This window comes from Streptococcus sp. 2741, assembly GCF_013276315.1.
GTDB classification, from domain to species: Bacteria; Bacillota; Bacilli; order Lactobacillales; family Streptococcaceae; genus Streptococcus; species Streptococcus pseudopneumoniae.
The window spans coordinates 17,875-43,098 of the sequence record NZ_VMKU01000040.1 but is presented as its reverse complement, the minus strand read 5'-3'; the positions used below and the strand labels follow the sequence as shown (position 1 = coordinate 43,098).

At 40.9% G+C, this 25,224-nt stretch carries 22 protein-coding genes and 1 pseudogene; 19 read left to right on the top strand and 4 right to left on the bottom strand.

What is annotated here, in order from left to right; all coding sequences use genetic code 11:
* The first annotated feature begins 143 nt into the window (after positions 1 to 143).
* From HT671_RS05000 to HT671_RS04990, 3 genes are read left to right on the top strand one after another with little or no spacing between them, the layout of a single operon-like run.
* Entirely contained in the window at positions 144 to 1,202 is a 1,059-nt protein-coding gene (locus tag HT671_RS05000; RefSeq protein WP_050208092.1) for an AAA family ATPase, read from the top strand.
* Between the two features lie 9 nt (positions 1,203 to 1,211).
* Positions 1,212 to 1,991 carry a nicotinamide riboside transporter PnuC gene (pnuC, locus tag HT671_RS04995; RefSeq protein WP_023941179.1) on the top strand — a complete coding sequence of 260 codons (780 nt, stop codon included), beginning with the start codon at positions 1,212 to 1,214 and terminating at the stop codon, positions 1,989 to 1,991.
* A gap of 1 nt (position 1,992) precedes the next feature.
* Positions 1,993 to 2,763 carry an NUDIX domain-containing protein gene (locus tag HT671_RS04990; protein WP_138703403.1) on the top strand — a complete coding sequence of 257 codons (771 nt, stop codon included), beginning with the start codon at positions 1,993 to 1,995 and terminating at the stop codon, positions 2,761 to 2,763.
* 73 nt (positions 2,764 to 2,836) lie between these two features.
* Here HT671_RS04990 and HT671_RS11585 read toward each other — a convergent pair.
* Positions 2,837 to 3,066: pseudogene (locus HT671_RS11585) on the bottom strand (hypothetical protein).
* Positions 3,067 to 3,353: 287 nt separating this feature from the next.
* Here HT671_RS11585 and HT671_RS04985 point away from each other — a divergent pair.
* Positions 3,354 to 4,052, top strand: coding sequence for a hypothetical protein (locus HT671_RS04985; RefSeq protein ID WP_023936780.1), 699 nt, complete (start codon positions 3,354 to 3,356; stop codon positions 4,050 to 4,052).
* Positions 4,053 to 4,122: 70 nt separating this feature from the next.
* Here the strand turns inward: HT671_RS04985 and dusB are convergent, their stop codons facing one another.
* Both dusB and hslO read right to left on the bottom strand, forming a co-directional pair.
* A complete protein-coding gene (gene dusB / locus HT671_RS04980; RefSeq protein ID WP_000183308.1) occupies positions 4,123 to 5,103 on the bottom strand; it encodes a tRNA dihydrouridine synthase DusB in 981 nt (326 codons plus the stop codon).
* Positions 5,090 to 5,962, bottom strand: coding sequence for an Hsp33 family molecular chaperone HslO (gene hslO / locus HT671_RS04975; protein ID WP_000357854.1), 873 nt, complete (start codon positions 5,960 to 5,962; stop codon positions 5,090 to 5,092). The genes dusB and hslO overlap by 14 nt, the downstream gene beginning before the upstream one ends.
* 164 nt (positions 5,963 to 6,126) lie before the next feature.
* Between hslO and HT671_RS04970 the strand changes: the two genes are divergently transcribed.
* The 14 genes from HT671_RS04970 to HT671_RS04905 all read left to right on the top strand — a co-directional run bounded on the left by HT671_RS04970 (position 6,127) and on the right by HT671_RS04905 (position 22,051).
* On the top strand, positions 6,127 to 7,554 hold the full coding sequence (locus tag HT671_RS04970) for a helix-turn-helix domain-containing protein (RefSeq protein WP_101514808.1): 1,428 nt from the start codon (positions 6,127 to 6,129) through the stop codon (positions 7,552 to 7,554).
* A gap of 157 nt (positions 7,555 to 7,711) precedes the next feature.
* On the top strand, positions 7,712 to 9,220 hold the full coding sequence (gene glpK / locus HT671_RS04965; RefSeq protein WP_101514807.1) for a glycerol kinase GlpK: 1,509 nt from the start codon (positions 7,712 to 7,714) through the stop codon (positions 9,218 to 9,220).
* A 41-nt stretch (positions 9,221 to 9,261) separates the two neighbouring features.
* The gene (glpO, locus tag HT671_RS04960) at positions 9,262 to 11,088 is read left to right on the top strand and encodes a type 1 glycerol-3-phosphate oxidase (RefSeq protein WP_138703401.1); all 1,827 of its coding nucleotides are present in this window, start codon (positions 9,262 to 9,264) and stop codon (positions 11,086 to 11,088) included.
* A 70-nt stretch (positions 11,089 to 11,158) separates the two neighbouring features.
* Positions 11,159 to 11,863 (top strand): MIP/aquaporin family protein, encoded by a 705-nt coding sequence (locus HT671_RS04955; RefSeq protein WP_000980823.1) that lies wholly within the window; start codon positions 11,159 to 11,161, stop codon positions 11,861 to 11,863.
* Between the two features lie 229 nt (positions 11,864 to 12,092).
* Positions 12,093 to 12,224, top strand: coding sequence for a teichoic acid D-Ala incorporation-associated protein DltX (locus HT671_RS04950; protein ID WP_000813667.1), 132 nt, complete (start codon positions 12,093 to 12,095; stop codon positions 12,222 to 12,224).
* Positions 12,225 to 12,244: 20 nt separating this feature from the next.
* Positions 12,245 to 13,795, top strand: a complete 1,551-nt coding sequence (gene dltA, locus HT671_RS04945; RefSeq protein WP_172923068.1) for a D-alanine--poly(phosphoribitol) ligase subunit DltA — start codon at positions 12,245 to 12,247, stop codon at positions 13,793 to 13,795.
* A complete protein-coding gene (gene dltB, locus HT671_RS04940; RefSeq protein WP_079253018.1) occupies positions 13,792 to 15,036 on the top strand; it encodes a D-alanyl-lipoteichoic acid biosynthesis protein DltB in 1,245 nt (414 codons plus the stop codon). Before dltA ends, dltB begins: the two co-directional genes overlap by 4 nt.
* 13 nt (positions 15,037 to 15,049) lie before the next feature.
* A complete protein-coding gene (gene dltC, locus HT671_RS04935) occupies positions 15,050 to 15,289 on the top strand; it encodes a D-alanine--poly(phosphoribitol) ligase subunit DltC (RefSeq protein WP_000351967.1) in 240 nt (79 codons plus the stop codon).
* Positions 15,282 to 16,550 carry a D-alanyl-lipoteichoic acid biosynthesis protein DltD gene (gene dltD, locus HT671_RS04930; protein WP_079253019.1) on the top strand — a complete coding sequence of 423 codons (1,269 nt, stop codon included), beginning with the start codon at positions 15,282 to 15,284 and terminating at the stop codon, positions 16,548 to 16,550. The genes dltC and dltD overlap by 8 nt, the downstream gene beginning before the upstream one ends.
* A 152-nt stretch (positions 16,551 to 16,702) precedes the next feature.
* A complete protein-coding gene (adcR, locus tag HT671_RS04925) occupies positions 16,703 to 17,143 on the top strand; it encodes a zinc-dependent transcriptional regulator AdcR (RefSeq protein ID WP_079253020.1) in 441 nt (146 codons plus the stop codon).
* Positions 17,143 to 17,847: a metal ABC transporter ATP-binding protein gene (locus tag HT671_RS04920; RefSeq protein WP_023941156.1), complete on the top strand. Its 705-nt coding sequence runs from the start codon at positions 17,143 to 17,145 to the stop codon at positions 17,845 to 17,847. The genes adcR and HT671_RS04920 overlap by 1 nt, the downstream gene beginning before the upstream one ends.
* The gene (locus HT671_RS04915) at positions 17,840 to 18,646 is read left to right on the top strand and encodes a metal ABC transporter permease (protein WP_079253021.1); all 807 of its coding nucleotides are present in this window, start codon (positions 17,840 to 17,842) and stop codon (positions 18,644 to 18,646) included. The genes HT671_RS04920 and HT671_RS04915 overlap by 8 nt, the downstream gene beginning before the upstream one ends.
* Before the next feature lie 9 nt (positions 18,647 to 18,655).
* Complete coding sequence (gene adcA / locus HT671_RS04910) at positions 18,656 to 20,161, top strand: zinc ABC transporter substrate-binding lipoprotein AdcA (protein WP_000724077.1); 1,506 nt, start codon at positions 18,656 to 18,658, stop codon at positions 20,159 to 20,161.
* 924 nt (positions 20,162 to 21,085) lie between these two features.
* Positions 21,086 to 22,051, top strand: coding sequence for a DUF3644 domain-containing protein (locus HT671_RS04905; RefSeq protein WP_000793784.1), 966 nt, complete (start codon positions 21,086 to 21,088; stop codon positions 22,049 to 22,051).
* 1,084 nt (positions 22,052 to 23,135) lie between these two features.
* Here HT671_RS04905 and HT671_RS04900 read toward each other — a convergent pair.
* Entirely contained in the window at positions 23,136 to 23,993 is an 858-nt protein-coding gene (locus HT671_RS04900) for a 5'-nucleotidase, lipoprotein e(P4) family (protein ID WP_000833516.1), read from the bottom strand.
* 241 nt (positions 23,994 to 24,234) lie between these two features.
* On the opposite strand from HT671_RS04900, the gene HT671_RS04895 reads away from it, so the two are divergent.
* Positions 24,235 to 25,134, top strand: a complete 900-nt coding sequence (locus HT671_RS04895; RefSeq protein ID WP_000963957.1) for an SPFH domain-containing protein — start codon at positions 24,235 to 24,237, stop codon at positions 25,132 to 25,134.
* Positions 25,135 to 25,224: the final 90 nt, after the last annotated feature.

Below are 25,224 nucleotides of genomic sequence, written 5' to 3'. Positions count from 1 at the left end.
CTTCATTATAGAACTTTCACTTGGTTCTCTTTTTCGCAATGTTTTTATAAAAATGATAAAAACTATTGACAAAACAAAAATATAGTTTATAATAAAAACATAGATAATAAAAATATCAAAAACTATAAAAAGGCAATGCGTTTATGAAAAAGAAAACAGCAGTGATATTTGGGACATTTGCTCCGCTTCATCAGGGTCATATCGATCTGATCCAGCGAGCCAAGCGGCAGTGTGACCAGGTCTGGGTTGTCGTTTCAGGCTATGAGGGAGATAGAGGGGAGCAGGTAGGTTTAACGCTTCAAAAAAGATTTCGATATATCCGAGAGGCCTTTGGTGATGACGAGTTGACCTCGGTTTGTAAGTTAGATGAGACCAATCTTCCCCGTTACCCTATGGGTTGGCAGGAGTGGTTGGACAAAATGTTAGCGGAGATTTCTTATGATGAAACCCAACAAGAACTGATCTTCTTTGTGGGAGAAGCAGACTATCAGCAAGAATTATCAAATCGTGGCTTTGAGACTGTCTTGCAAGAAAGAAAGTTTGGTATCTCAGAGACTATGATTCGAGAAAACCCAAGCAAATATTGGAAATATATTGCTCAACCCTTCCGACGTCAGTTTACAAAGAAAGTGTTGATTATGGGAAGTGCTAGCAATGGGAAGACCACTCTGGCAAAGGATTTGGCTAGGTATTACGATGCACCAGTCAGCTTGGAATATGCACGTGAGTACCAGATCAAAAACAATGTCCGCGACGATGAATTGACTCCAAAGGATTACTATTATCTCCTGTTGTGGCAGTATGACCAGACCTCTAAGTTAATTGACAGTAATGCCAATAGGGGACTGGTGATAGCAGACACCAACTCCTTAGTAACCAAGGGCTACTATGATTATTACATGGAGTCAGAGGATCAAGGGGACTTATCGGGAGAGACTTTTGATAATCTCTTTGCCTCGATCTTGGCTAAGGAAAAATGGGACTTGATTTTCTTTGTGCAACCTATTGGCTCCTATGTCAATGACGGATTTAGAGATATGACTATGGCAGAAGACCATATTCGTCATAGTTTTTCCCAGCATTTGGACCAGATGAGGGAGCGCTACTTAGCAAACATTCCACTAGTTTATCTAGCTGAGGATTATCTAGGAAATTATGAAGCAGCAAAAGTGGCTATTGATACCATTTACCAAGCAGATTAGGAGAAACATATGAAAAAACTAACTGAAAAAATCACACAATTTATCGAAAACTTTAAAAATGTTCATGCAGAAGCTCGCAAAATCGGTTTTGCAGGAATCATGCACTTGCTCTGGAAAGATCTCTTTGTCGGTCGTAGCCTCTTCCAGTGGTTGTATCTCATCGCCTTGTCAAGTGTTCCCTTTATCTTGGAATTCACTCAAAATATAGATAGTCATGATTGGTTAAGCTTGTTTGTATCTTGGACTGGGATTGTCTGTGTTATCTTGGTAGCAGAAGGTCGTGCAAGCAATTATCTCTTTGGGGCTATTAACTCTGCTATCTATTTGATTTTGGCCATGGATGCGACTTTTTATGGCGAAGTCTTGACGACCGTTTACTTCTTTGTCATGCAGCCGATTGGCCTCTATGCTTGGCTGTCCAACCGTATTAATGACCAAGGAAAAGCAGAAGAATCTCATTTTGAAGCTAAGAAATTATCTATTTTTGATTGGCTCAAGTACTTGGCCTTGACTGCTATCATTTGGATTGGTATGGGCTTGGCTTATCAAAGTATCCATAGTGCTCGCCCTTTCCGTGATAGTGTTACCGATGCGACCAATGGTGTCGGTCAGCTCTTGATGACCCGTCTCTATCGTGAGCAATGGATTTTCTGGATTGCAACCAATCTCTTTAGTATTTATCTCTGGTGGGGTGAAAATATCCACATCCAAGGGATGTACTGGGTTTACACTCTCAATAGTCTAGTAGGTTGGTACCAATGGACCAAGGCAGTTCGTAAGGAGGCATAAAATGACGGACACGATGATTCCAGCAGGGATGGAAAAAGAATATTTTGAAATTCATGCAAGTCAGGAGGAGTTTTTAGATTGGTACTACAAGCAGGAACTCCCTCAATACGAAAAACCAAGTGTGACGGTGGATATGGTAGCCTACTGCTTTGTTGAAGGAAAAATCAAGCTCTTATTAATTCGCCGCAAGGCTCACCCTTATCAAAATTGTTTGGCTCTGGTTGGAGGATTTATGGACAAGGGCGAAGATGCTGCGCATGCCTGTCAGCGTGAGGTGAGAGAAGAAGTCAATCTCGATCTTCCTTTGGAAAAAATTGAGCAATTGATGACCGTATCGACTCCCGGCCGTGATCCACGGGGCTGGACAGTGACCATTGCCCACTTGGTTTATTTGCCTAGTCGTGCATTAGAACTTGTTCAAGCAGGAGACGATGCCAAGGATGTGTTTTTTGTAGATGTCGATTTTCAGACAGGCAAATGCTACCTAGAGGGAGTGGAGTTGGAGGAACAAGCCTTCGCTTTTGACCATTATGCCATTATTCAAGAGTCTATCAAACGAATCCAAGGCCGTCTCGACTGGAATCCGACCTTCCTTTATCTGCTGGAGGAGGAGTTCACTGTCTATGAAGGGACTGAACTGGTCAATCTCATCAACCCCGGTCGTCCAATCGTCAGCAATAACTTTCTCGTAAAATACGGAGAATATGTAGAAGAAGTTGGACTCAAACGAGTGTCTAAAAAGAAACCAAGAAAAACCTATCGATTGAAATAAAAAACGAGGTCGGGATAAAGTTCCTGACCTCTTTGTTTGCCTTTATTAGTTTGCTTTGCTGTTGCGACTGTTTTTAGGGATAGTTATCTTTCTTAGAATTGCTCAACATGTGAGTAAAAAGTCTTTGTATCGATACTTGAGATATTTTTCGTGTAGGAATAACAAAGCTATATAGAAAATCATAAAGACTGTGGTCAGATAGAAGATATCAAACGAAGTTTTGCCATAGTGAGTTGCGGATTTATAGGAACCAATTGCTCCCAAAATCAACCAAGGAAGATACTTGAAATACTTATTTAGTATAAGAGTGCACTTCCTATATTCTATTTCACTGTTATTATATTCCTTTGCAGCTAAATATGTAAGCGATTAAATAAGAGCGATTTAAAAAATTTTAAACAAAATAGGAATTTTTCTCTGTTTTTTCTATTAGATTACGAATAGCAGAGTAGGAGGAGTAAAGGTGTTTAAATTATGTGAGATTTTTAAAATAGTTTAAATAAATTATTGACATATTTAAATCTAAATGTTACAATTCCATTACAAAAAGATTTCTTTATATTTCTAAAATATTACAAAGGAGTAGAAAAATGAAAAAGAAAACCTATATCAAATTGATGGTAGCAACTGTATTGGCTTCTACCTTGCTACTGGGAGCTTGTGGAAATAAAAAGGAAACAACTCAAGCAAGCAGTTCTGCTAAGATAAGCCAGTCATCAAGCTCTAAAGCAGCCTCTTCTAGCAAAGAAAGCAAGACTCAGAAGTCCTCAACTTCAGCTTCATCTGAAAAGGCCAAGGCATCTACTGATCAATCTTCAGCAACTGCAAGGCCATCACAAGTGGCACCTGCACCAGAGCAAAGACAAGGTCAAGAAGTGTCTAATCAACAGGCAGCTAGTCAACAAACTCCTGCTCAGGCTCCTTCAACTCAACAGGCTCCTCAATCCCAGTCTAACCAATCAAGCTATGATCCTACAACTGACCGCAAACTTCAAGACAAACAAGCAGAGCAAAATAAACGCTACAAGGGTGTTTTAACCATGGTAGATGGTGATTTCTCAGCTGCAGCGGGCAATTGGAAGGGAGCAAATGGCGAAACCATCACAGTTTCATCAGGAGGTCAATTCACAGTAGAATCTGCTGATGGAAAGAAAGAAAACTACTCTATCAGAGGCTACTCTTATACTCTTGATGATGGCAAGTATAATGCCAAAATTGGTGGAGGAAAAATCATCCAAATTACAACAGGAGCGGATGGCAAGGTTTCCAGTGTTGCTTTGAGTCAATAATAACCCTTAGTATTTGAATTTTTACAGTCAAAAACCCGTAACCTTTAAGATAGTTACGGGTTTTTGTCTTTTAAGCCTTATCCAATTGCAAGAGGGCTTCAATCTCTGCTAGGGTGCTAGCTTGTGAAATGGCTCCACGGAGTTTGGCAGCACCAGATGTTCCACGGAGGTAGTGAGGAGCGAGTCCTCGGAATTCACGAACTGCGACGTTTTCCCCTTTGAGGTTAATCAAGCGTTTCAAGTGCTCGTAGGCGATTTTCATCTTGTCCTCAAAAGTCAAATCAGGTAGGATTTCTCCTGTTTCAAAGTAATGGTTGATTTGGTTGAAGAGGTAGGGATTTCCCATGGCAGCGCGGCCAATCATAACTGCGTCAGCACCAACTTCTTCGATGCGTTGTTTGGCTTCTTGAACCGTACGGATGTCACCGTTGGCGATAAATGGAATCTTGGTCAAAGCTTGAGCGACCTTGTGAAGGGTCTCAAGGTCTGCGTGACCTGTATACATTTGTTCACGGGTACGGCCATGCATGGCGAGGGCAGAAACACCTGCTGCTTCAGCAGCGAGGGCATTTTCAACTGCCAGAGATGGATCGGCCCAGCCGGTACGCATTTTGACAGTAAGTGGAATATCAAGGACAGATTGAACCTTGTTGATGATCGAGTAAATCTTGTCTGGATCCTTGAGCCACATAGCGCCAGCTTCGTTCTTCACGATTTTGTTAACTGGGCAGCCCATGTTGATATCGACGATATCGGTCTTAGTGTTTTCTTGGATAAATTCTGCTGCGCGTGCTAGGCTGTCTTCATCGCTTCCAAAAAGTTGGATAGAAACTGGGTTTTCTCCCTCATCGATATGAAGCATGTGTAGGGTTTTTTCGTTGTTGTATTGGATTCCCTTGTCAGAGACCATTTCCATGACAACGAGCCCAGCTCCGAGCTCTTTTGCGATGGTGCGAAAGGCTGAGTTGGTGACACCTGCCATAGGTGCTAAAACGGTACGATTGGGAATCTCAACATTGCCAATCATAAAAGGTGTATTAAGATTTGTCACGAATGAGTTCCTCCAGGTCGTTTTCATCAAAGTTGTAAGTTGTTTGGCAGAATTGACAAGTGATTTCTGCCCCGTGGTCTTCCTCTTTCATTTCCTGCAAGTCTGAGCTTGGAAGGCTTGCAAGAGCGTTCATAAAGCGCTCATGGCTACAGTCACATTGGAAACGGATTTCTTCTTCAGAAAGACGCTTGTAGGCCTCGTCACCGTAGATAGCCTTGAGAAGGGCTTCGATATGGTCTTCACTTTCGAGAAGGGTCGAGATAGCTGGCATTTCTTGGATGCGTTTCTCAAAACGGGCAATCTCTTCTTCCTTGGCTCCCGGCAAGACTTGAACTAGGAAACCACCAGCAACCTTAACCTTGTCTTCTTCGTCCAAAAGGACATTGAGGCCGACTGCAGAAGGTGTTTGTTGGCTTTCAGTCAGGTAAAAGGCAAGGTCTTCACCAATTTCTCCAGAGATAAGGGGAGTCATAGAGTTGTAAGGATTTCCAGTACCGTAGTCTGTGATAACGAGGAATTGACCATTTCCAACAAAAGGTCCGACTAGGACTTCACCAGTTGCAGTCTTTTTGATGTCAACACCAGGATTTTGAACGTAGCCTTTGACGTTCCCTTTGGTATCAGCGACGGTGATGATAGCACCTAGAGAGCTAGAGCCCAGTACCTTCACTGTTAGTTTGGTATTTCCTTTTTCATTGGCTGCGAGAATCTGGCTGGCGATAAGAGTTCGACCAAGTGCTACAGTTGAGCTAGCTTGGGTTTGGTGTTTTTCTTGAGCAGTGCGGACGGTTTCTGTGCTATCAAGGACAAAAGCACGAAAGGCACCGCTTTCTGATATAGTTTTAATAATTTTATCCATAGCTACTATTTTAGCATAAAAATGCCCAAAGGGGGAGCCGTGTGTTTGCTGATTTTCAGGATAATGGATCAGGGAATCAGCATGAAAATAAAAAGAGAAACAGATTATTTCAGCATTTCTAAGATTTATGCTATGCTTAAGATAGAAAATGAAAGGGGTAACAAATGTATTTAGGAGATTTGATGGAAAAGGCCGAATCTGGCCAATTTTCGATCCTTTCCTTCCTATTACAAGAGTCTCAGACGACCGTCAAGGCTGTAATGGAGGAAACAGGATTTTCAAAAGCAACCCTAACCAAATATGTCACCCTGCTCAATGACAAGGCTTTGGATAGTGGCTTAGAGCTGACTATTCACTTAGAAGATGAAAATCTGTGTCTGTCAATCGGTGCAGCTACCAAGGGGAGAGATATCCGGAGCTTGTTTTTGGAGAATGCTGTTAAATACCAGATTTTGGTTTATCTTCTCTACCACCAACAGTTTTTAGCCCATCAGCTGGCTCAAGAATTGGTGATTAGCGAGGCTACGCTTGGTCGTCATTTGGCTGGTTTAAATAAGATTTTGTCAGAATTTGACTTATCCATCCAAAATGGACGTTGGCGAGGCCCAGAACATCAGATTCGCTATTTCTATTTCTGTCTTTTCCGCAAGGTCTGGTCCAGTCAGGAGTGGGAAGGTCATATGCAGAAACCAGAGAGAAAACAGGAGATTGCCACTTTAGAAGAAATCTGCGGTGCAAGCTTGTCTTCGGGGCAGAAGTTAGACTTGGTCCTCTGGGCTCACATCAGTCAACAACGTCTTCGGGTTAATGCCTGTCAGTTTCAAGTGATAGAAGAGAAAATGCGAGGGTATTTTGACAATATTTTCTACCTTCGTTTGCTGAGAAAGACCTCGTCTTTTTTTGCTGGGCAACATATTCCTCTAGGGACTGAAGATGGTGAGATGATGATTTTCTTCTCTTTCCTCCTATCTCATCGCATTCTTCCTCTTCATACTATGGAGTATATCCTTGGTTTTGGAGGGCAGTTGGTAGATTTGCTGACGCAATTGATTCAAGAAATGAAGAAGGAGGAGTTGCTGGGTGATTATACAGAGGACCATGTCACCTATGAACTCAGTCAGCTTTGTGCTCAAGTCTATCTCTATAAGGGCTATATTTTACAGGATCGCTACAAGTATCAGTTAGAGAATCGTCATCCTTATTTGCTGATGGAACATGATTTTAAAGAAACAGCAGAGGAGATTTTTCATGTTCTACCTGCCTTTCAGCAGGGGACGGATTTGGATAAGAAAATTCTCTGGGAATGGCTTCAGTTAATCGAATATATGGCTGAAAATGGTGGTCAGCATATGCGGATTGGTCTGGATTTGACATCTGGTTTTCTTGTCTTTTCAAGGATGGTAGCCATTTTAAAACGGTATTTGGAATACAATCGTTTTATTACCATTGAAGCTTATGACCCTAGTCGGCATTATGATTTGCTGGTTACCAATAATCCGATTCATAAGAAGGAACAGACACCAGTCTATTATTTAAAAAACGACTTGGATATGGAGGATTTGGTAGCGATTCGTCAGTTATTATTCACTTAAAAGGCTTGGTTATTCCAGGTCTTTTTGTGAAATTCACACAATCTCCTCACATTTTTTTAAAAATTAAAAAAAGTTGATAAACAAGAAAGCGCTTTATTTTGTATACTAGTAAGTGTAAAGAGGAAACACCTCAAGATCTTTATCAGGAGGACAGCACATGTCACAAGAAAAATACATTATGGCCATTGACCAGGGAACTACAAGTTCTCGTGCCATCATTTTCAACAAAAAAGGGGAAAAGGTTAGCTCGAGTCAAAAAGAGTTTACCCAGATTTTCCCTCAGGCAGGTTGGGTAGAGCACAATGCCAATGAAATTTGGAATTCCGTCCAGTCTGTTATTGCTGGAGCTTTCATCGAAAGTGGTGTGAAACCAAGTCAGATTGAGGCAATCGGGATTACCAACCAACGTGAAACAACGGTCGTCTGGGATAAGAAAACAGGACTTCCTATCTACAATGCTATCGTTTGGCAATCACGTCAGACAGCTCCTCTGGCTGAACAGCTGAAAAGCCAAGGTTATGTGGAAAAATTCCATGAAAAGACTGGTTTGATTATTGATGCTTATTTCTCTGCTACCAAGGTTCGTTGGATTTTGGATCATGTAGAGGGCGCTCAAGAGCGAGCAGAAAAAGGGGAATTGCTCTTTGGTACTATCGATACTTGGTTGGTTTGGAAATTGACTGACGGTGCGGCTCACGTGACGGATTACTCAAATGCAGCTCGTACCATGCTTTATAACATTAAAGAACTCAAATGGGATGATGAGATTTTGGAAATTCTCAACATTCCTAAGGCTATGCTGCCAGAAGTTCGTTCTAACTCTGAAATCTACGGTCAGACAGCGCCATTCCATTTCTACGGCGGACAAGTCCCAATTTCAGGTATGGCTGGGGACCAACAAGCAGCCCTCTTTGGACAGTTGGCCTTTGAACCTGGTATGGTCAAGAATACTTATGGAACAGGATCTTTCATCATCATGAATACTGGTGAAGAAATGCAGTTGTCTGAAAACAACCTCTTGACAACCATTGGTTACGGAATCAACGGTAAGGTTTATTATGCCTTGGAAGGTTCTATCTTCATCGCAGGAAGTGCTATTCAGTGGCTTCGTGATGGTCTTCGCATGGTTGAAAATTCACCAGAATCTGAAAAATATGCTCGTGATTCTCACAATGATGATGAAGTTTATGTCGTTCCAGCCTTTACAGGACTAGGAGCACCATACTGGAACCAAAATGCTCGCGGTTCTGTCTTTGGTTTGACTCGTGGAACAAGCAAAGAAGACTTTATCAAGGCAACTCTTCAATCAATTGCTTATCAAGTACGTGATATTATTGACACAATGCAGGTGGATGCTCAAACAGCTATTCAAGTATTGAAAGTGGATGGAGGTGCAGCCATGAATAACTTCCTCATGCAGTTCCAAGCTGATATTTTAGGCATTGACATTGCACGCGCTAAAAACTTGGAAACAACAGCTCTAGGAGCAGCCTTCCTAGCAGGTTTGTCAGTAGGTTACTGGAAAAACTTGGATGAGTTGAAACTTTTGAACGAGACAGGAGAACTCTTTGAACCATCGATGAACGAATCGCGCAAGGAACAACTCTACAAGGGCTGGAAGAAGGCTGTGAAAGCAACGCAAGTCTTTGCGGAAGTAGACGACTAATACTGGCAGAATAAAGCGATTTATTTAGAAGGTGTGTAAATATGGAATTTTCAAAGAAAACACGTGAATGGTCAATTAAAAAAATGCAGGAACGCACCCTGGATCTCTTGATTATCGGGGGAGGAATCACAGGGGCTGGTGTAGCCTTGCAGGCGGCAGCTAGCGGTCTTGAGACCGGTTTGATTGAAATGCAGGACTTCGCAGAAGGAACATCCAGCCGTTCAACAAAATTGGTTCACGGCGGTCTTCGCTACCTCAAACAATTCGACGTAGAAGTAGTATCAGATACGGTTTCAGAACGTGCAGTAGTACAACAAATTGCTCCACACATTCCAAAACCAGACCCAATGCTCTTACCAGTTTACGATGAAGATGGAGCGACCTTTAGCCTCTTCCGTCTTAAAGTAGCCATGGACTTGTACGACCTCTTGGCAGGTGTCAACAATACACCAGCTGCTAACAAGGTTTTGAGTAAGAATCAAGTCTTGGAACGCCAGCCAAACTTGAAGAAAGAAGGCTTGGTAGGAGGTGGAGTGTATCTTGACTTCCGTAACAACGATGCGCGTCTCGTGATTGAAAACATCAAACGTGCCAACCAAGACGGTGCCCTCATTGCCAACCACGTGAAGGCAGAAGGCTTCCTCTTTGACGAAAGTGGCAAGATTACAGGTGTTGTAGCTCGTGATCTCTTGACAGACCAAGTATTTGAAATCAAGGCCCGTCTGGTTATTAATACAACAGGTCCTTGGAGTGATAAAGTACGTAATTTGTCTAATAAGGGAACGCAATTCTCACAAATGCGCCCAACTAAGGGAGTTCACTTGGTAGTGGATTCAAGCAAAATCAAGGTTTCACAGCCAGTTTACTTTGACACAGGTTTGGGTGACGGTCGTATGGTCTTTGTTCTCCCACGTGAAAACAAGACCTACTTTGGTACAACTGATACAGACTATACAGGTGATTTGGAGCATCCAAAAGTAACTCAAGAAGATGTAGATTACCTACTTGGTATTGTCAACAACCGCTTCCCAGAAGCGAATATTACAGTTGCTGACATTGAAAGTAGCTGGGCAGGTCTTCGTCCATTGATTGCAGGGAACAGTGCCTCTGACTATAATGGTGGAAATAACGGTACCATCAGTGATGAAAGCTTTGACAACTTGATTGCGACTGTTGAATCTTATCTCTCCAAAGAAAAAACACGTGAAGATGTTGAGTCTGCTGTCAGCAAGCTTGAAAGTAGCACATCTGAGAAACATTTGGATCCATCTGCAGTTTCTCGTGGGTCTAGCTTGGACCGTGATGATAATGGTCTCTTGACTCTTGCTGGTGGTAAAATCACAGACTACCGTAAGATGGCTGAAGGAGCTATGGAGCGCGTGGTTGATATCCTCAAAGCAGAATTTGACCGTAGCTTTAAACTCATCAACTCGAAGACTTACCCTGTTTCAGGTGGAGAATTGAATCCAGCAAATGTGGACTCAGAAATCGAAGCCTTTGCGCAACTTGGAGTTTCACGTGGCTTGGATAGCAAGGAAGGCCATTACCTAGCAAATCTTTACGGTTCAAATGCACCGAAAGTCTTTGCCCTTGCTCACAGCTTGGAACAAGCGCCAGGACTCAGTTTGGCAGATACTTTGTCCCTTCACTATGCAATGCGCAACGAGTTGACTCTTAGCCCGGTTGACTTCCTTCTTCGTCGTACCAACCATATGCTCTTTATGCGTGATAGTTTGGACAGCATCGTTGAGCCAGTTTTGGATGAAATGGGACGATTCTATGACTGGACAGAAGAAGAAAAAGCAGCTTACCGTGCGGATGTCGAAGCAGCTCTTGCTAATAATGATTTAGCAGAATTAAAAAATTAAGAAAAAATAAAAGAGGTGGCGGGCAGGACTCCTAGTCTACCCTCTCCTTCTTTTTAATGGAGACAGAAAGATGATGAATGAATTATTTGGAGAATTTTTGGGGACTTTAATCCTGATTCTTCTAGGAAATGGTGTTGTTGCAGGTGTGGTTCTTCCAAAAACCAAGAGCAACAGCTCAGGTTGGATTGTGATTACTATGGGTTGGGGGATTGCAGTTGCGGTTGCAGTATTTGTATCTGGCAAGCTCAGTCCAGCTCATTTAAACCCAGCTGTGACGATTGGTGTGGCCTTGAAAGGTGGTTTGCCTTGGGCTTCCGTTTTCCCTTATATCCTAGCTCAGTTCGCAGGGGCTATGCTGGGTCAGATTCTGGTTTGGTTGCAATTCAAACCGCATTATGAGGCAGAAGAAAATGCAGGAAATATTTTGGCTACTTTCAGCACAGGACCAGCTATCAAAGATACTGTATCAAACTTGATTAGTGAAATCCTAGGAACTTTTGTATTGGTATTGACAATCTTTGCTTTGGGTCTTTACGATTTTCAGGCAGGTATCGGAACCTTTGCAGTGGGGACCTTGATTGTCGGTATCGGTCTATCATTAGGTGGGACAACAGGTTATGCCTTGAACCCTGCGCGTGACCTCGGTCCTCGTATCATGCACAGTATCCTTCCAATTTCAAACAAGGGAGACGGAGATTGGTCTTACGCTTGGATTCCTGTTGTGGGACCTGTTATTGGTGCAGCCTTGGCTGTGCTTGTATTCTCACTTTTCTAATTTAGAAAATAATTATTTTGATAGAGCTTGAGATGAAAATCTCAGGCTTTTTTCTTTTAAAATATTCATAGAAAAACCGCATAATCCTTAAAATAAACTGAAATCTATTGAAAATATATGGTAAACAATTGAAAAAATACTATATAAAGTGGTACAATGGTAGAAAAATAAGCTAGTAAGAATCACTCTTATTTTAGCGGAAAATTACAGAAATGAATGGTTTTTCTTGATGAAACAGAGAAAAGAATTGTACCTCTTTCTTGGTCGGACAGCCTTGTATTTTCTTATCTTTCTAGGGCTGCTTTACTTCTTTAGCTATCTTGGTCAGGGTCAAGGAAGCTTTATCTATAATGAATTTTAACTTGAAGGAGAATCCCTATTGTGTCAAATAAACCAATAGCAGATATGATTGAAACCATTGAGCATTTTGCTCAGACCCAGCCTAACTATCCTGTTTACAATGTTTGGGGGCAGGAACACACTTATGGAGATTTGAAGGCTGATTCGGATAGTTTGGCTGCAGCCATTGACCAACTAGGCTTGCCTGAGAAGTCTCCTGTGGTCGTTTTTGGTGGCCAAGAATATGAAATGTTGGCAACCTTTGTAGCGCTGACTAAGTCGGGGCATGCCTACATTCCAATTGATAGCCATTCGGCCTTGGAGAGAGTTTCAGCTATTTTAGAAGTAGCGGAGCCAAGTTTGATTATTGCCATTTCAGACTTTCCATTGGAGCAGGTTTCTACACCGATGATGAATCTAGCTCAGGTTCAAGAAGCCTTTGCTCAAGGGACTAGCTATGAGATCACGCATCCAGTCAAGGGCGATGATAACTACTACATCATCTTTACTTCTGGTACGACTGGTAAGCCAAAGGGAGTGCAGATTTCACATGATAACCTCCTCAGCTTTACCAACTGGATGATTACGGATAAGGAATTTGCGACGCCAAGTCGTCCGCAAATGCTGGCTCAGCCACCTTATTCTTTTGACTTGTCTGTCATGTACTGGGCACCGACCTTGGCACTTGGTGGTACGCTTTTCGCTCTTCCTTCAGCTATTACTCAGGACTTTAAGCAACTCTTTGCGACCATCTTTTCATTGCCAATCGCTATCTGGACATCAACCCCTTCTTTTGCGGATATGGCCATGTTGTCTGAAGACTTCAACAGTGAGAAAATGCCAGGTATTACGCATTTCTACTTTGATGGTGAAGAATTGACGGTTAAAACAGCTCAAAAACTACGCGAGCGTTTCTCAAATGCCCGTATTATCAATGCCTACGGTCCAACAGAAGCGACAGTGGCCCTGTCAGCAGTTGCCGTGACAGATGAGATGCTAGCGACTCTCAAACGTCTACCAATCGGCTATACCAAGGCTGATTCTCCAACCTTTATCATTGACGAGGAAGGAAATAAACTGCCAAATGGCGAACAGGGAGAAATCATTGTTTCTGGACCAGCCGTTTCAAAAGGTTATATGAACAATCCTGAAAAAACAGCGGAAGCCTTCTTTGAGTTTGAAGGTCTGCCAGCCTATCATACTGGAGATGTAGGAACCATGACAGATGAGGGCTTGCTTCTTTACGGCGGACGCATGGACTTCCAGATTAAGTTCAACGGTTACCGCATTGAGTTAGAAGATGTCTCTCAAAACCTCAACAAGTCTCGCTTTATCGAGTCTGCTGTCGCAGTACCGCGCTATAATAAGGACCACAAGGTGCAAAATCTATTGGCTTATGTCATCTTAAAAGATGGTGTGCGTGAGCAGTTTGAGCGTGATATCGATATTACCAAGGCCATCAAGGAAGATTTGACAGACATCATGATGTCCTACATGATGCCGTCTAAATTCCTTTATCAAGACAGTTTGCCACTGACTCCAAATGGAAAGATTGACATTAAAGGATTGATTAACGAGGTGAATAAGAGATGATGGAGTTCTTTCAACAGCTTCCTCATTTAGAGCCATACGGCAATCCTCAGTATTTTGTCTATGTGATTGCTGCAACCTTGCCCATCTTTATCGGCCTCTTTTTCAAGAAACGCTTTGCCTGGTATGAAGTGCTGGTTAGCCTCTTCTTTATCGTCACCATGTTGGTAGGTGGGAAGACCAATCAACTAGCTGCCTTGGGTATTTATCTGTGCTGGGAAATATTGCTCGTACTCTTCTACAAGCATTATCGAAAAAGTAAGGATGGCAAGTGGGTCTTCTACCTAGTTAGCTTTCTATCCCTCCTTCCGATTATCTTTGTCAAGGTGCAGCCGGCTATCAATGGAACGCAGTCTTTGCTTGGTTTTTTGGGAATTTCTTACCTGACCTTTCGTTCGGTTGGGATTATCATCGAGCTGAGAGATGGAGTGATTAAGGATTTTACCCTCTGGGAATTCCTTCGTTTCCTTCTCTTCATGCCGACTTTTTCAAGTGGCCCAATCGATCGCTTTAAGCGATTTAATGAAAATTATCAGGCCATTCCTGAGCGGGATGAGTTGATGGATATGCTGGATGAATCTGTTCGCTATATCATGTGGGGCTTTTTGTACAAGTTTATCCTAGCTCATGTTTTAGGAGAAACCTTGTTGCCTCCTTTGAAGAATCTAGCCTTGCAGTCAGGTGGCTTCTTTAACCTCTATGCCTTGGCAGTTATGTATACATTTGGTCTGGAACTCTTCTTTGACTTTGCAGGTTATTCTATGTTTGCCTTAGCCATTTCAAATTTGATGGGAATCCGTAGCCCTATCAACTTTAACAAACCATTTTTATCAAGGGATTTAAAGGAATTTTGGAATCGCTGGCATATGAGTCTCTCTTTCTGGTTCCGTGACTTTGTCTTTATGCGAATGGTGATGGTATTGACCAGAAAGAAGGTCTTTAAGAATCGCAATGTAACCTCAAGTGTGGCCTATATTGTAAATATGCTGATTATGGGATTTTGGCATGGTGTGACCTGGTACTACATCGCCTATGGACTCTTTCATGGACTGGGCTTGGTCATCAATGATGTCTGGGTTCGCAAGAAAAAAACGCTCAATAAGGAACGGAAAAAAGCAGGGAAGGCTGCCCTACCTGAGAATCGCTGGATTCAGTTGCTTGGCATGGTTGTCACCTTCCATGTCGTCATGCTGTCATTCTTAATCTTTTCTGGATTTTTGAATGATTTATGGTTTAAAAAATAAAAGGAAATAAAATATGGATATCAAATCAGAAGTTATCGAAATTATTGATGAGTTGTTTATGGAAGATGTTTCTGACATGATGGATGAAGATCTTTTTGATGCAGGTGTCTTGGATAGTATGGGAACGGTTGAGTTGATTGTGGAGATTGAGAACCGTTTTGACATTCGTGTCCCTGTGACAGAGTTTGGTCGTGATGACTGGAATACGGCTAATAAAATTATAGCTGGCATTGTGGAGCTACAAAATGCTTAAACGCTTATGGACGATCTTCGGACCGGTCTTGATAGCTGGTTTGTTGGTTTTTCTGCTCATTTTCTTTTATCCTACTGAGATGCGTCATAATCTAGGAGCTGAAAAGCGTTCAGCAGTGGCTACTACTATCGATAGTTTTAAGGAGCGAAGTCAAAAAGTCAGAGCACTATCTGATCCAAATATGCGTTTTGTTCCCTTCTTTGGCTCTAGTGAATGGCTTCGTTTTGACGGTGCTCATCCTGCGGTATTAGCTGAGAAATACAATCGCTCCTACCGTCCTTATCTTTTAGGACAGAGGGGAGCTGCATCGCTTAACCAGTATTTTGGAATGCAACAGATGTTGCCACAACTGGAGAATAAACAAGTTGTGTATGTTATCTCACCTCAGTGGTTCAGTAAAAATGGCTATGAGCCAGCAGCCTTCCAGCAGTATTTTAATGGAGACCAGTTGACCAGTTTTCTGGAACATCAATCTGGAGATCAGGCTAGCCAATATGCGGCGACTCGCTTACTACAGCAGTTTCCCAACGTAGCTATGAAGGATTTGGTTCAGAAGTTGGCAAGCAAAGAAGAATTGTCGACGGCAGACAATGAGACGATTGAATTATTGGCTCGGTTTAATGAACGCCAGGCTTCCTTTTTTGGACAGTTTTCAGTTAGAGGCTATGTTAATTATGGTAAGCATGTAGTTAAGTATTTAAAGACCTTGCCAGACCAGTTTTCTTATCAAGCAATAGAAGATGTTGTCAAATCAGATGCAGAAAAGAATACTTCCAATAATGATCTGGGAATGGAGAATGATTTCTATAATAAGCAGATTAAGAAGGATTTGAAGAAATTAAAGGATTCTCAGAAAAACTTCACCTATCTCAAGTCGCCAGAGTATAATGACCTGCAGTTAGTTTTAACCCAGTTTTCTAAATCCAAGGTAAACCCGATTTTTATCATTCCACCTGTTAATAAAAAATGGATGGATTATGCTGGTCTACGAGAGGATATGTACCAACAAACGGTGCAGAAGATTCGCTACCAGTTAGAGAGTCAAGGTTTTACCAATATAGCAGATTTTTCTAAGGATGGCGGGGATCCTTTCTTTATGAAGGATACCATCCACCTTGGTTGGTTGGGTTGGTTGGCTTTTGACAAGGCAGTTGATCCTTTCCTATCCAATCCCACACCAGCTCCGACTTACCATCTGAATGAGCGCTTTTTCAGCAAAGACTGGGCGACATACGATGGAGATGTCAAAGAATTTCAATAGATCATAATATAGAAGAGTTCAAGAATGAAGACGATTTTTACGTTTTTTCTTGACTCTTTTTTTGCTTGTGATATAATTAACTGGTAAACAAAATTCCACAGAATAGTATTTTTCTCTTAAAAAAGAGAAGTCCAAAAGGAAAGGAGTCAGATATGAGACAGCTAGCGAAGGATATCGATACCTTTTTGAATGAGGTGATTTTACAGGCAGAAAATCAGCATGAAATTTTAATAGGTCATTGCACTAGTGAGGTGGCTCTGACCAATACTCAGGAGCATATCCTCATGCTCTTGTCGGAGGAATCTTTAACAAATTCAGAATTGGCCCGTCGCCTCAATGTCAGTCAGGCGGCAGTTACCAAGGCCATTAAGTCTTTGGTCAAGGAAGGAATGTTGGAAACATCTAAAGATCCTAAGGATGCGCGTGTGATTTTTTATCAATTGACTGATTTGGCTCGTCCAATCGCTGAGGAGCACCATCATCACCATGAGCATACACTTTTAACCTATGAACAAGTGGCGACTCAGTTTACTCCAAATGAACAAAAAGTAATCCAGCGGTTTTTGACTGCTTTAGTAGGAGAAATCAAATAATGAGATACATTACGGTAGAGGATTTATCCTTCTATTATGATAAGGAGCCCGTTCTTGAACATATCAATTATAGTGTTGATAGTGGGGAATTTGTTACCTTGACTGGGGAAAATGGGGCAGCTAAGACGACACTGATCAAGGCCAGTCTTGGAATTCTCCAACCACGCATTGGTAGGGTGACCATTTCAAAGACAAATACGCAGGGTAAGAAATTGAGAATAGCTTACCTTCCTCAACAGATTGCCAGTTTTAATGCAGGTTTTCCAAGTACGGTTTATGAATTTGTCAAGTCGGGTCGCTATCCGCGAAAAGGCTGGTTCCGTCGCTTGAATGCTCATGATGAGGAGCATATCAAGGCTAGTCTGGACTCAGTTGGTATGTGGGAACACCGAGACAAACGCTTGGGATCTCTATCTGGGGGACAGAAGCAGCGAGCGGTGATTGCGCGTATGTTTGCTTCGGATCCAGATGTGTTTATCCTAGATGAGCCGACAACGGGGATGGATGCAGGAAGTAAAAACGAATTTTACGAACTCATGCACCACAGCGCCCATCATCATGGCAAGGCTGTTTTGATGATTACCCATGACCCTGAAGAAGTTAAGGACTATGCGGACCGCAATATTCATCTAGTCCGTAACCAAGACTCGCCATGGCGTTGTTTCAACGTTCATGAGAATGATCAGGAGGTGGGCCATGCTTAGTTTATTATCTTATGACTTTATGCAACGCGCCTTTCTAGCAGTTATTGCCATGAGTCTTTTCTCGCCGGTATTAGGAACCTTCCTTATCTTGCGTCGTCAGAGTTTGATGAGTGATACCCTCAGCCACGTCTCTCTTTCAGGTGTAGCCTTTGGGTTGGTTTTGGGGATTTCTCCGACTATTTCAACTATTGCTATTGTCTTGATTGCGGCGGCCTTTCTGGAGTATCTCCGTACGGTTTACAAGAGCTTTATGGAAATCGGGACAGCTATCCTCATGTCGACAGGTTTGGCTGTTTCTCTGATTGTCATGAGCAAGGGCAAAAGCTCCAGTTCTATGAGTTTGGACCAGTATCTTTTTGGTTCGATTGTGACTATTAGTGAGGAGCAGGTCATTTCCCTCTTTGTCATTGCGGCGGTTGTTTTGATCTTGACCTTCCTCTTCCTTCGTCCGATGTATATCTTGACCTTTGATGAGGATACGGCCTTTGTGGATGGCTTGCCAGTTCGTACCATGTCCATTCTTTTTAACATGGTGACGGGGGTGGCCATTGCCCTTATGATTCCTGCTGCGGGAGCTCTTCTGGTATCGACCATTATGATCTTGCCAGCTAGTATTGCCCTGCGTCTGGGGAAAAACTTTAAATCGGTTATGCTGCTTGCCAGTGCGATTGGATTTTTGGGAATGGTAGCAGGACTTTACATTTCCTACTATGCAGAAACACCTGCAAGTGCAAGTATTACTATTATTTTTGTAACTGTTTTCTTGCTCATTAGTTTAGTAAGACGTTTTATCAAATAGGAGACTAAGATGAAAAAAATTAGCTTATTGCTAGCCAGTTTATGTGCCTTGTTTTTAGTGGCTTGTTCCAATCAAAAACAGGCAGATGGCAAACTCAATATCGTGACAACCTTTTACCCTGTCTATGAATTTACCAAGCAAGTCGCAGGAGATACTGCTAATGTAGAACTCCTCATCGGTGCTGGTACAGAACCCCATGAATACGAACCGTCTGCCAAGGCAGTTGCCAAAATCCAAGATGCAGATACCTTCGTTTATGAAAATGAAAACATGGAAACTTGGGTTCCTAAATTGCTAGATACTTTGGATAAGAAAAAAGTGAAAACCATCAAGGCGACAGGCGATATGTTGCTCTTGCCAGGTGGTGAGGAAGAAGAGGGAGACCATGACCATGGAGAAGAAGGCCATCACCATGAGTTTGACCCCCATGTTTGGTTATCACCAGTTCGTGCCATTAAACTAGTAGAGCACATCCGTGACAGCTTATCGGCAGATTATCCTGATAAAAAAGAGACCTTTGAAAAGAACGCATCTGCCTATATCGAAAAATTGCAAACATTGGATAAGGCTTATGCAGAAGGCTTGTCTCAAGCCAAACAAAAGAGCTTTGTGACTCAGCACGCAGCTTTTAACTACCTTGCCTTGGACTACGGTCTCAAGCAAGTATCAATCTCAGGTCTCTCACCAGATGCAGAGCCATCAGCTGCACGTCTGGCAGAATTGACAGAGTACGTCAAGAAAAATAAAATCGCCTATATCTACTTTGAAGAAAATGCCTCACAAGCCCTTGCTAACACACTTTCAAAAGAGGCAGGTGTCAAAACAGATGTCCTTAATCCTTTAGAAAGTCTGACAGAAGAGGACACCAAGGCGGGAGAAAATTACATCTCTATCATGGAGAAAAACCTCAAGGCTTTGAAACAAACAACGGACCAAGAAGGTCCAGCAATCGAGCCTGAAAAGGCAGAGGATACCAAGACAGTTCAAAATGGTTACTTTGAGGATGCAGACGTCAAGGACCGCACCTTGAGTGACTATGCAGGTAACTGGCAATCAGTTTATCCTTTCCTTGAAGATGGAACTTTTGATCAAGTCTTTGACTACAAGGCTAAGTTGACTGGTAAGATGACTCAGGCTGAGTACAAGGCCTACTATACAAAAGGCTATCAGACAGATGTGACTAAGATTAATATTACTGATAACACTATGGAATTTGTTCAAGGTGGACAAAGTAAGAAATATACTTATAAGTATGTTGGAAAGAAAATCTTAACTTACAAGAAAGGTAATCGTGGTGTGCGCTTCCTCTTTGAAGCGACAGATGCGGACGCTGGACAGTTCAAGTATGTTCAGTTTAGTGACCACAATATCGCCCCAGTTAAGGCAGAACATTTCCATATCTTCTTTGGAGGCACCAGCCAAGAAGCCCTCTTTGAAGAAATGGATAACTGGCCAACCTACTACCCAGATAACCTATCTGGACAAGAAATCGCCCAAGAAATGTTGGCACATTGATTAGAAACCGACTAGTTCATAGGAGCTAGTTGGTTTTTTGATACTAGATGGCTAACTTCATTATAGACCTTTCCAGAACTTTAAAAAATAAATAAAACTCTTGAAATATCTGGATCTGTATGTTAGAATAATTTTATCGGATAAGGTTCATTAGAACACCAAAGCCCCTAACTACTGCCATAGTTAAGGGGTGTTTTGGTATATTCTACAGGAATAGAAAAAGACCCTCTAAACTTTGTAGAGAGCCTTAAAAAATCAAAATAAAAAGATACCCCCCAGCACATAGGAATGCTCAACCTTTCAGTCTACCCCATTCTGGGACCCAGCGTTTATCCTTCACAAGTTATCTTATTGAGTCCATTATATCACACTTATGGAAAATGTAAGAAATTTGTATAGTATTTTTAAATGAATTGATGAAAAATCAAATACCTTTCAGAACTAAGGAACTTTAAATAATAAATAAAACTCTTGAAATATCTGGACCTGTATGTTAGAATAAAATCGATAGGCAAGGTTCATTAGAACACCAAATCCCTTAACTAGTGCGATAGTTAAGGGGTGTTTTGGTATATTCTACAGGAATATATAATCCTAGTTTTCTAATTTGCTCTTTGATTTTTGTTGAGTATAAACATTTTAACAAAAAAGTTAGTCTTTAATAAAAGAAGCGATATAGTGATATTAGAAATTCTCTTGTAATTCTGATATGTCTGCGTATTTTTCGTAAGTTACCTGTTTAGTAATCAGATGTCAGTTAAGGGCTTGATGTTTTATAAAAGAAAATTATGGAGGAAGGGAAATCCGACTTTATAAACTAAACTGTAAAAAACGGCAAATTTGACAAATGAATAAGAAAAAAATAAAAAGCAACTGTTTTTATTAAAAAGATTGCTTAATAGTTAGATTGGAGGGAAGAAAAATATGAAAAATTTAAGTCAACGACTTGTTGATAAAAGTGTTGAGGCCTTTATTATGGGGCTGGAAATTTACAACAAGCCTACAATCAAATATCGTATTGAAGGATTCAGTTTTTTCATATGTAATGCTTGGGAGTTGATGTTGAAGTCTGAAATGCTAAATAGAAATCTATCAATCTATTTTAAGGATAATCCAGATAGAACTCTCAGCCTTGAAAATGTTATCAAGAAAATTTATTCCGATGATAGTACACGAATTCGACTAAATCTGGAGCGTATTATTGAGCTTAGAAATATCAGCACACATTATATTACAGAGGATTACGAACTAAAGTACGCTCCACTATTTCAAGCGTGTGTACTTAACTATGTCAATGAACTTCAGAGATTTCATGGTAGAGACATCACTGAGACCATTGCACAAAATTTCCTAACTATATCAGCAAGTTATGAGCCTCTGACAAATGAACAAATCAGACTAAAATACCCAGCGGAAATTGCAGAAAAGTTTATTCAGCAAGCAAATGCTATAGATGTTCTTGTTTCTGAGTATAATTCAGATAAATTTGCAATCGGTGTAAAACAAAACCTATACATCACAAAGAAAAAGTCTGAAGCTGACTTCGTTGTCTCAATTGCAAATCAATCTCCCTCTCAAGTAGCAATAGTAAAAGATTTAAAAGATCCATCAGAGACTCACAAATATTCATACGGGAATATCATCTCAGTTGTAAATGATCGATTAAACAAGAAGAATATCAAATTAAATTATAAATCTGGTTTCAATCAATATGTTCTAACCTTAATCATTGATTTCTATTCAATAAAAACTGACGAGAAATTTGCATATTACCATAAAATAGGTAAGTCTGAGCACTATACCTATTCACAGCAATTTGTTGACTTTATCATTACAGAAATAGAAAAAGACCCTCTAAACTTTGTAGAGAGCCTTAAAAAATCAAAATAAAAAGATAACCCCAGGCACATAGGAATGCTCAACCTTTCAGTCTACCCCATTCTGGGACCCAGCGTTTATCCTTCACAAGTTATCTTATTGAGTTCATTATATCACACTTATGGAAAATGTAAAGAAATTTGTATAGTATTTTTAAATGAATTGATGAAAAATCAAATACCTTTCAGAACTAAGGAACTTTAAATAATAAATAAAACTCTTGAAATATCTGGGCTTATATGCTAGAATGTAGTTAATGGATAAGGTTCATTAGAACACCAAATCCCCTAACTAGTGCCATAGTTAAGGGCTTTTTTGACGTATCTTAGCGATTTAACGGGTGTTGATAGGCTAGTCAGTCGGTCTACTTCTTACCATCTAGCCATTTGCAAACGAAATACAAGATGATTCCAGCTATGACGTCTGCTATAATAGTAAGAGCGAGCTCTGGGATAAGGCTCATTAGTTTCACCTCCTCTCACGAACCCATAGGAACGTAATCGGTAACCGATGACAAAAGTATTATACCACACTAAATTTAGATCATCAAGGTCACTTAATGCTTGAACTATTGTAGATTATATGCTAGAATATAGTTAATTGATAAGGTTCATTAGAACACCAAAGCCCCTAACTATTGCCGTAGTTAAGGGCTTTTTTGACGTATCTTAGCGATTTAACGGGTGTTTATAGGCTAGTCACTCGGTCTACTCCTTACTATCTAGCCATCTGCAGACGAAATACAAGATAATTCCAGCTATAACATCCGCTATAATAGTAAGAGCGAGCTCTATGATAAGGCTCATTAGTTTCACCTCCTCTCACGAACCCATAGGAACGTAATCGGTAACCGATGACAAAAATAGTATACCACAATAAATTTATATCATCAAGGTCACTTAATGCTTGAAATATAGGGTCTAGGCGACAAAGTCTTTAAAATCAGAAAAACGTATAGTATCAGATGTATAAAAGCTTGATGTTATATCAATTAAAAAAGTGGATAGGAAAGTTTTCTGATTATCAGAATTCCTTCCTATCCACTTTTTGAAGATTGTAAGTTAACCTTAGTTTATATAGAATCAGCTTATTTGTTTTATTTATTAAAACCTTGCAAAGCCTTTTGGCGTTCTTCCACTTGACCTTTAGCATCCAATTTATTGCCAGCGTAGACAGCTGTTTCCCATGATCCGTACATTGGATTTGGGAAGATGATGAATTTTTCACCGAATTCTTTTTGCAATTCTTCAAGTTGTTTATCACGGTCAGATTCAGAAATCTTCGAAAAATCTGCAAAGTCTACGAGGTTATCACCAAATAGTAATACTAGATTAGTTTTCTCTTGAACTGCTTGGCGACGCCCTTCTTTGGATTTTACACCACTTTCTAAGAGCATGAGGTGATCACGCCCTTGTACAGGGATTCCTTCGTTTTCTAGATTTTTAATCGTAGCATCTATTTGATTAACTGAGCGGTCAGAAATATAGTAAATTTGGATGCCGTTTTGATTGGCAAATTGAAGAAACGTCTTGGCTCCTGGGACGGCTTTTGCTGCAGCTTTTTGAACCCAAATATCCCAATTTTCAGGTGTGAATGCTGTTCCGTCTTTGATATTTTGAACTTGATAAGGACTATTATCTAAGACTGTTTCATCTAAGTCCAAAATGATTGAATAAGGCTTGTCTGATTCTGTTTTCAGTAATTCCTTTAGACGATCTGTGGCAACATTATAACCTTGTAGATACAAGGCTTTGGTTTCAGCTGATTTTTGATACCAAAGGGTTGACATAGTATTTTCTCTTGACCGTAGTTGGTCATATGTCATTGTAATCTGATTATCAGATGAGCTCTTATTGCTTGTCTGTGTTTCTGTAGACTTTGTTGCACAACTAGATAATAAGACGACAGATGCAAGTGCAGAAAGGATTGTAACAGTAGTTTTTGCTGATTTCATGAAATATCTCCTATTCATTAATTTCATAAATAGTATAGCACGAGAGAAAAGTTAAGGCAAGTCATTCTCTGACTATGGATGAAGATTCTATAGAAGTTAATGCAGTGAAAAAAAGAGATTACTAACTTGAAATGCAGTTTCACCTCTAATTATTGACATTTCAGGAAAAATCGCAGTAAAAACGGCACAGCCTTCTTTAAATGTGATATAATACTAGAAAAATACTTGTGGAGGTTCCATTATGGCAATATTTTTCATGATTTTTCTGATTGTTTGTGTGCTCCTATTGGTGATAGTCACACTGAGTACAGTTTATGTGGTTCGTCAGCAGTCGGTGGCGATTATTGAACGCTTTGGGAAATACCAAAAGGTTTCCAACAGCGGTATTCATATTCGCTTGCCTTTTGGGATTGACTCGATTGCAGCACGCATTCAGTTGCGCTTGCTGCAAAGTGATATTGTGGTTGAGACCAAGACCAAGGACAATGTGTTCGTGATGATGAATGTAGCGACTCAGTACCGTGTCAATGAGCAGAGCGTGACAGATGCCTACTATAAACTCATGCGTCCAGAATCTCAGATTAAATCTTATATCGAAGATGCTCTTCGCTCTTCTGTTCCCAAATTAACCTTGGACGAATTGTTTGAGAAAAAAGATGAGATTGCCCTTGAAGTTCAACACCAAGTAGCAGAAGAAATGACCACTTACGGCTACATTATCGTGAAAACCTTGATTACTAAGGTGGAGCCAGATGCAGAAGTTAAGCAATCCATGAATGAAATCAATGCGGCGCAACGCAAACGGGTCGCAGCGCAAGAATTGGCAGAAGCCGATAAGATTAAAATTGTCACTGCAGCTGAAGCCGAAGCAGAAAAAGACCGCCTTCATGGTGTGGGGATTGCCCAACAACGTAAGGCGATTGTGGATGGATTGGCAGAATCTATCACCGAACTCAAGGAAGCCAATGTTGGCATGACAGAAGAACAAATCATGTCCATCCTTTTGACCAACCAGTATTTGGATACCTTGAACACCTTTGCCTCTAAAGGAAATCAAACCATCTTTTTACCAAATACTCCAAATGGTGTGGATGATATCCGTACACAAATCTTGTCAGCTCTTCGCGCTGAGAAGAAATAATAGACTAAAGAGCTTGGCAACAGGCTCTTTTTGCATTGCGTTTATTAAGAAAAACAAAAAATATTGATATACATTTATACTCAATGAAAA

What these genes read in the sequence shown, in the direction of transcription:
- HT671_RS04915 (WP_079253021.1), top strand. Translation starts at nt 17,840, where the DNA reads ATGCTTAGTTTATTATCTTATGACTTTATGCAACGCGCCTTTCTAGCA.
- HT671_RS04970 (WP_101514808.1), top strand. Translation starts at nt 6,127, where the DNA reads ATGTATTTAGGAGATTTGATGGAAAAGGCCGAATCTGGCCAATTTTCG.
- dltB (WP_079253018.1), top strand. Translation starts at nt 13,792, where the DNA reads ATGATGGAGTTCTTTCAACAGCTTCCTCATTTAGAGCCATACGGCAAT.
- glpO (WP_138703401.1), top strand. Translation starts at nt 9,262, where the DNA reads ATGGAATTTTCAAAGAAAACACGTGAATGGTCAATTAAAAAAATGCAG.
- hslO (WP_000357854.1), bottom strand. Translation starts at nt 5,962, where the DNA reads ATGGATAAAATTATTAAAACTATATCAGAAAGCGGTGCCTTTCGTGCT.
- adcA (WP_000724077.1), top strand. Translation starts at nt 18,656, where the DNA reads ATGAAAAAAATTAGCTTATTGCTAGCCAGTTTATGTGCCTTGTTTTTA.
- HT671_RS04920 (WP_023941156.1), top strand. Translation starts at nt 17,143, where the DNA reads ATGAGATACATTACGGTAGAGGATTTATCCTTCTATTATGATAAGGAG.
- adcR (WP_079253020.1), top strand. Translation starts at nt 16,703, where the DNA reads ATGAGACAGCTAGCGAAGGATATCGATACCTTTTTGAATGAGGTGATT.
- HT671_RS04955 (WP_000980823.1), top strand. Translation starts at nt 11,159, where the DNA reads ATGATGAATGAATTATTTGGAGAATTTTTGGGGACTTTAATCCTGATT.
- HT671_RS04900 (WP_000833516.1), bottom strand. Translation starts at nt 23,993, where the DNA reads ATGAAATCAGCAAAAACTACTGTTACAATCCTTTCTGCACTTGCATCT.
- HT671_RS04950 (WP_000813667.1), top strand. Translation starts at nt 12,093, where the DNA reads ATGAAACAGAGAAAAGAATTGTACCTCTTTCTTGGTCGGACAGCCTTG.
- pnuC (WP_023941179.1), top strand. Translation starts at nt 1,212, where the DNA reads ATGAAAAAACTAACTGAAAAAATCACACAATTTATCGAAAACTTTAAA.
- glpK (WP_101514807.1), top strand. Translation starts at nt 7,712, where the DNA reads ATGTCACAAGAAAAATACATTATGGCCATTGACCAGGGAACTACAAGT.
- HT671_RS04905 (WP_000793784.1), top strand. Translation starts at nt 21,086, where the DNA reads ATGAAAAATTTAAGTCAACGACTTGTTGATAAAAGTGTTGAGGCCTTT.
- dltD (WP_079253019.1), top strand. Translation starts at nt 15,282, where the DNA reads ATGCTTAAACGCTTATGGACGATCTTCGGACCGGTCTTGATAGCTGGT.
- HT671_RS04895 (WP_000963957.1), top strand. Translation starts at nt 24,235, where the DNA reads ATGGCAATATTTTTCATGATTTTTCTGATTGTTTGTGTGCTCCTATTG.
- HT671_RS05000 (WP_050208092.1), top strand. Translation starts at nt 144, where the DNA reads ATGAAAAAGAAAACAGCAGTGATATTTGGGACATTTGCTCCGCTTCAT.
- HT671_RS04985 (WP_023936780.1), top strand. Translation starts at nt 3,354, where the DNA reads ATGAAAAAGAAAACCTATATCAAATTGATGGTAGCAACTGTATTGGCT.
- dltC (WP_000351967.1), top strand. Translation starts at nt 15,050, where the DNA reads ATGGATATCAAATCAGAAGTTATCGAAATTATTGATGAGTTGTTTATG.
- HT671_RS04990 (WP_138703403.1), top strand. Translation starts at nt 1,993, where the DNA reads ATGACGGACACGATGATTCCAGCAGGGATGGAAAAAGAATATTTTGAA.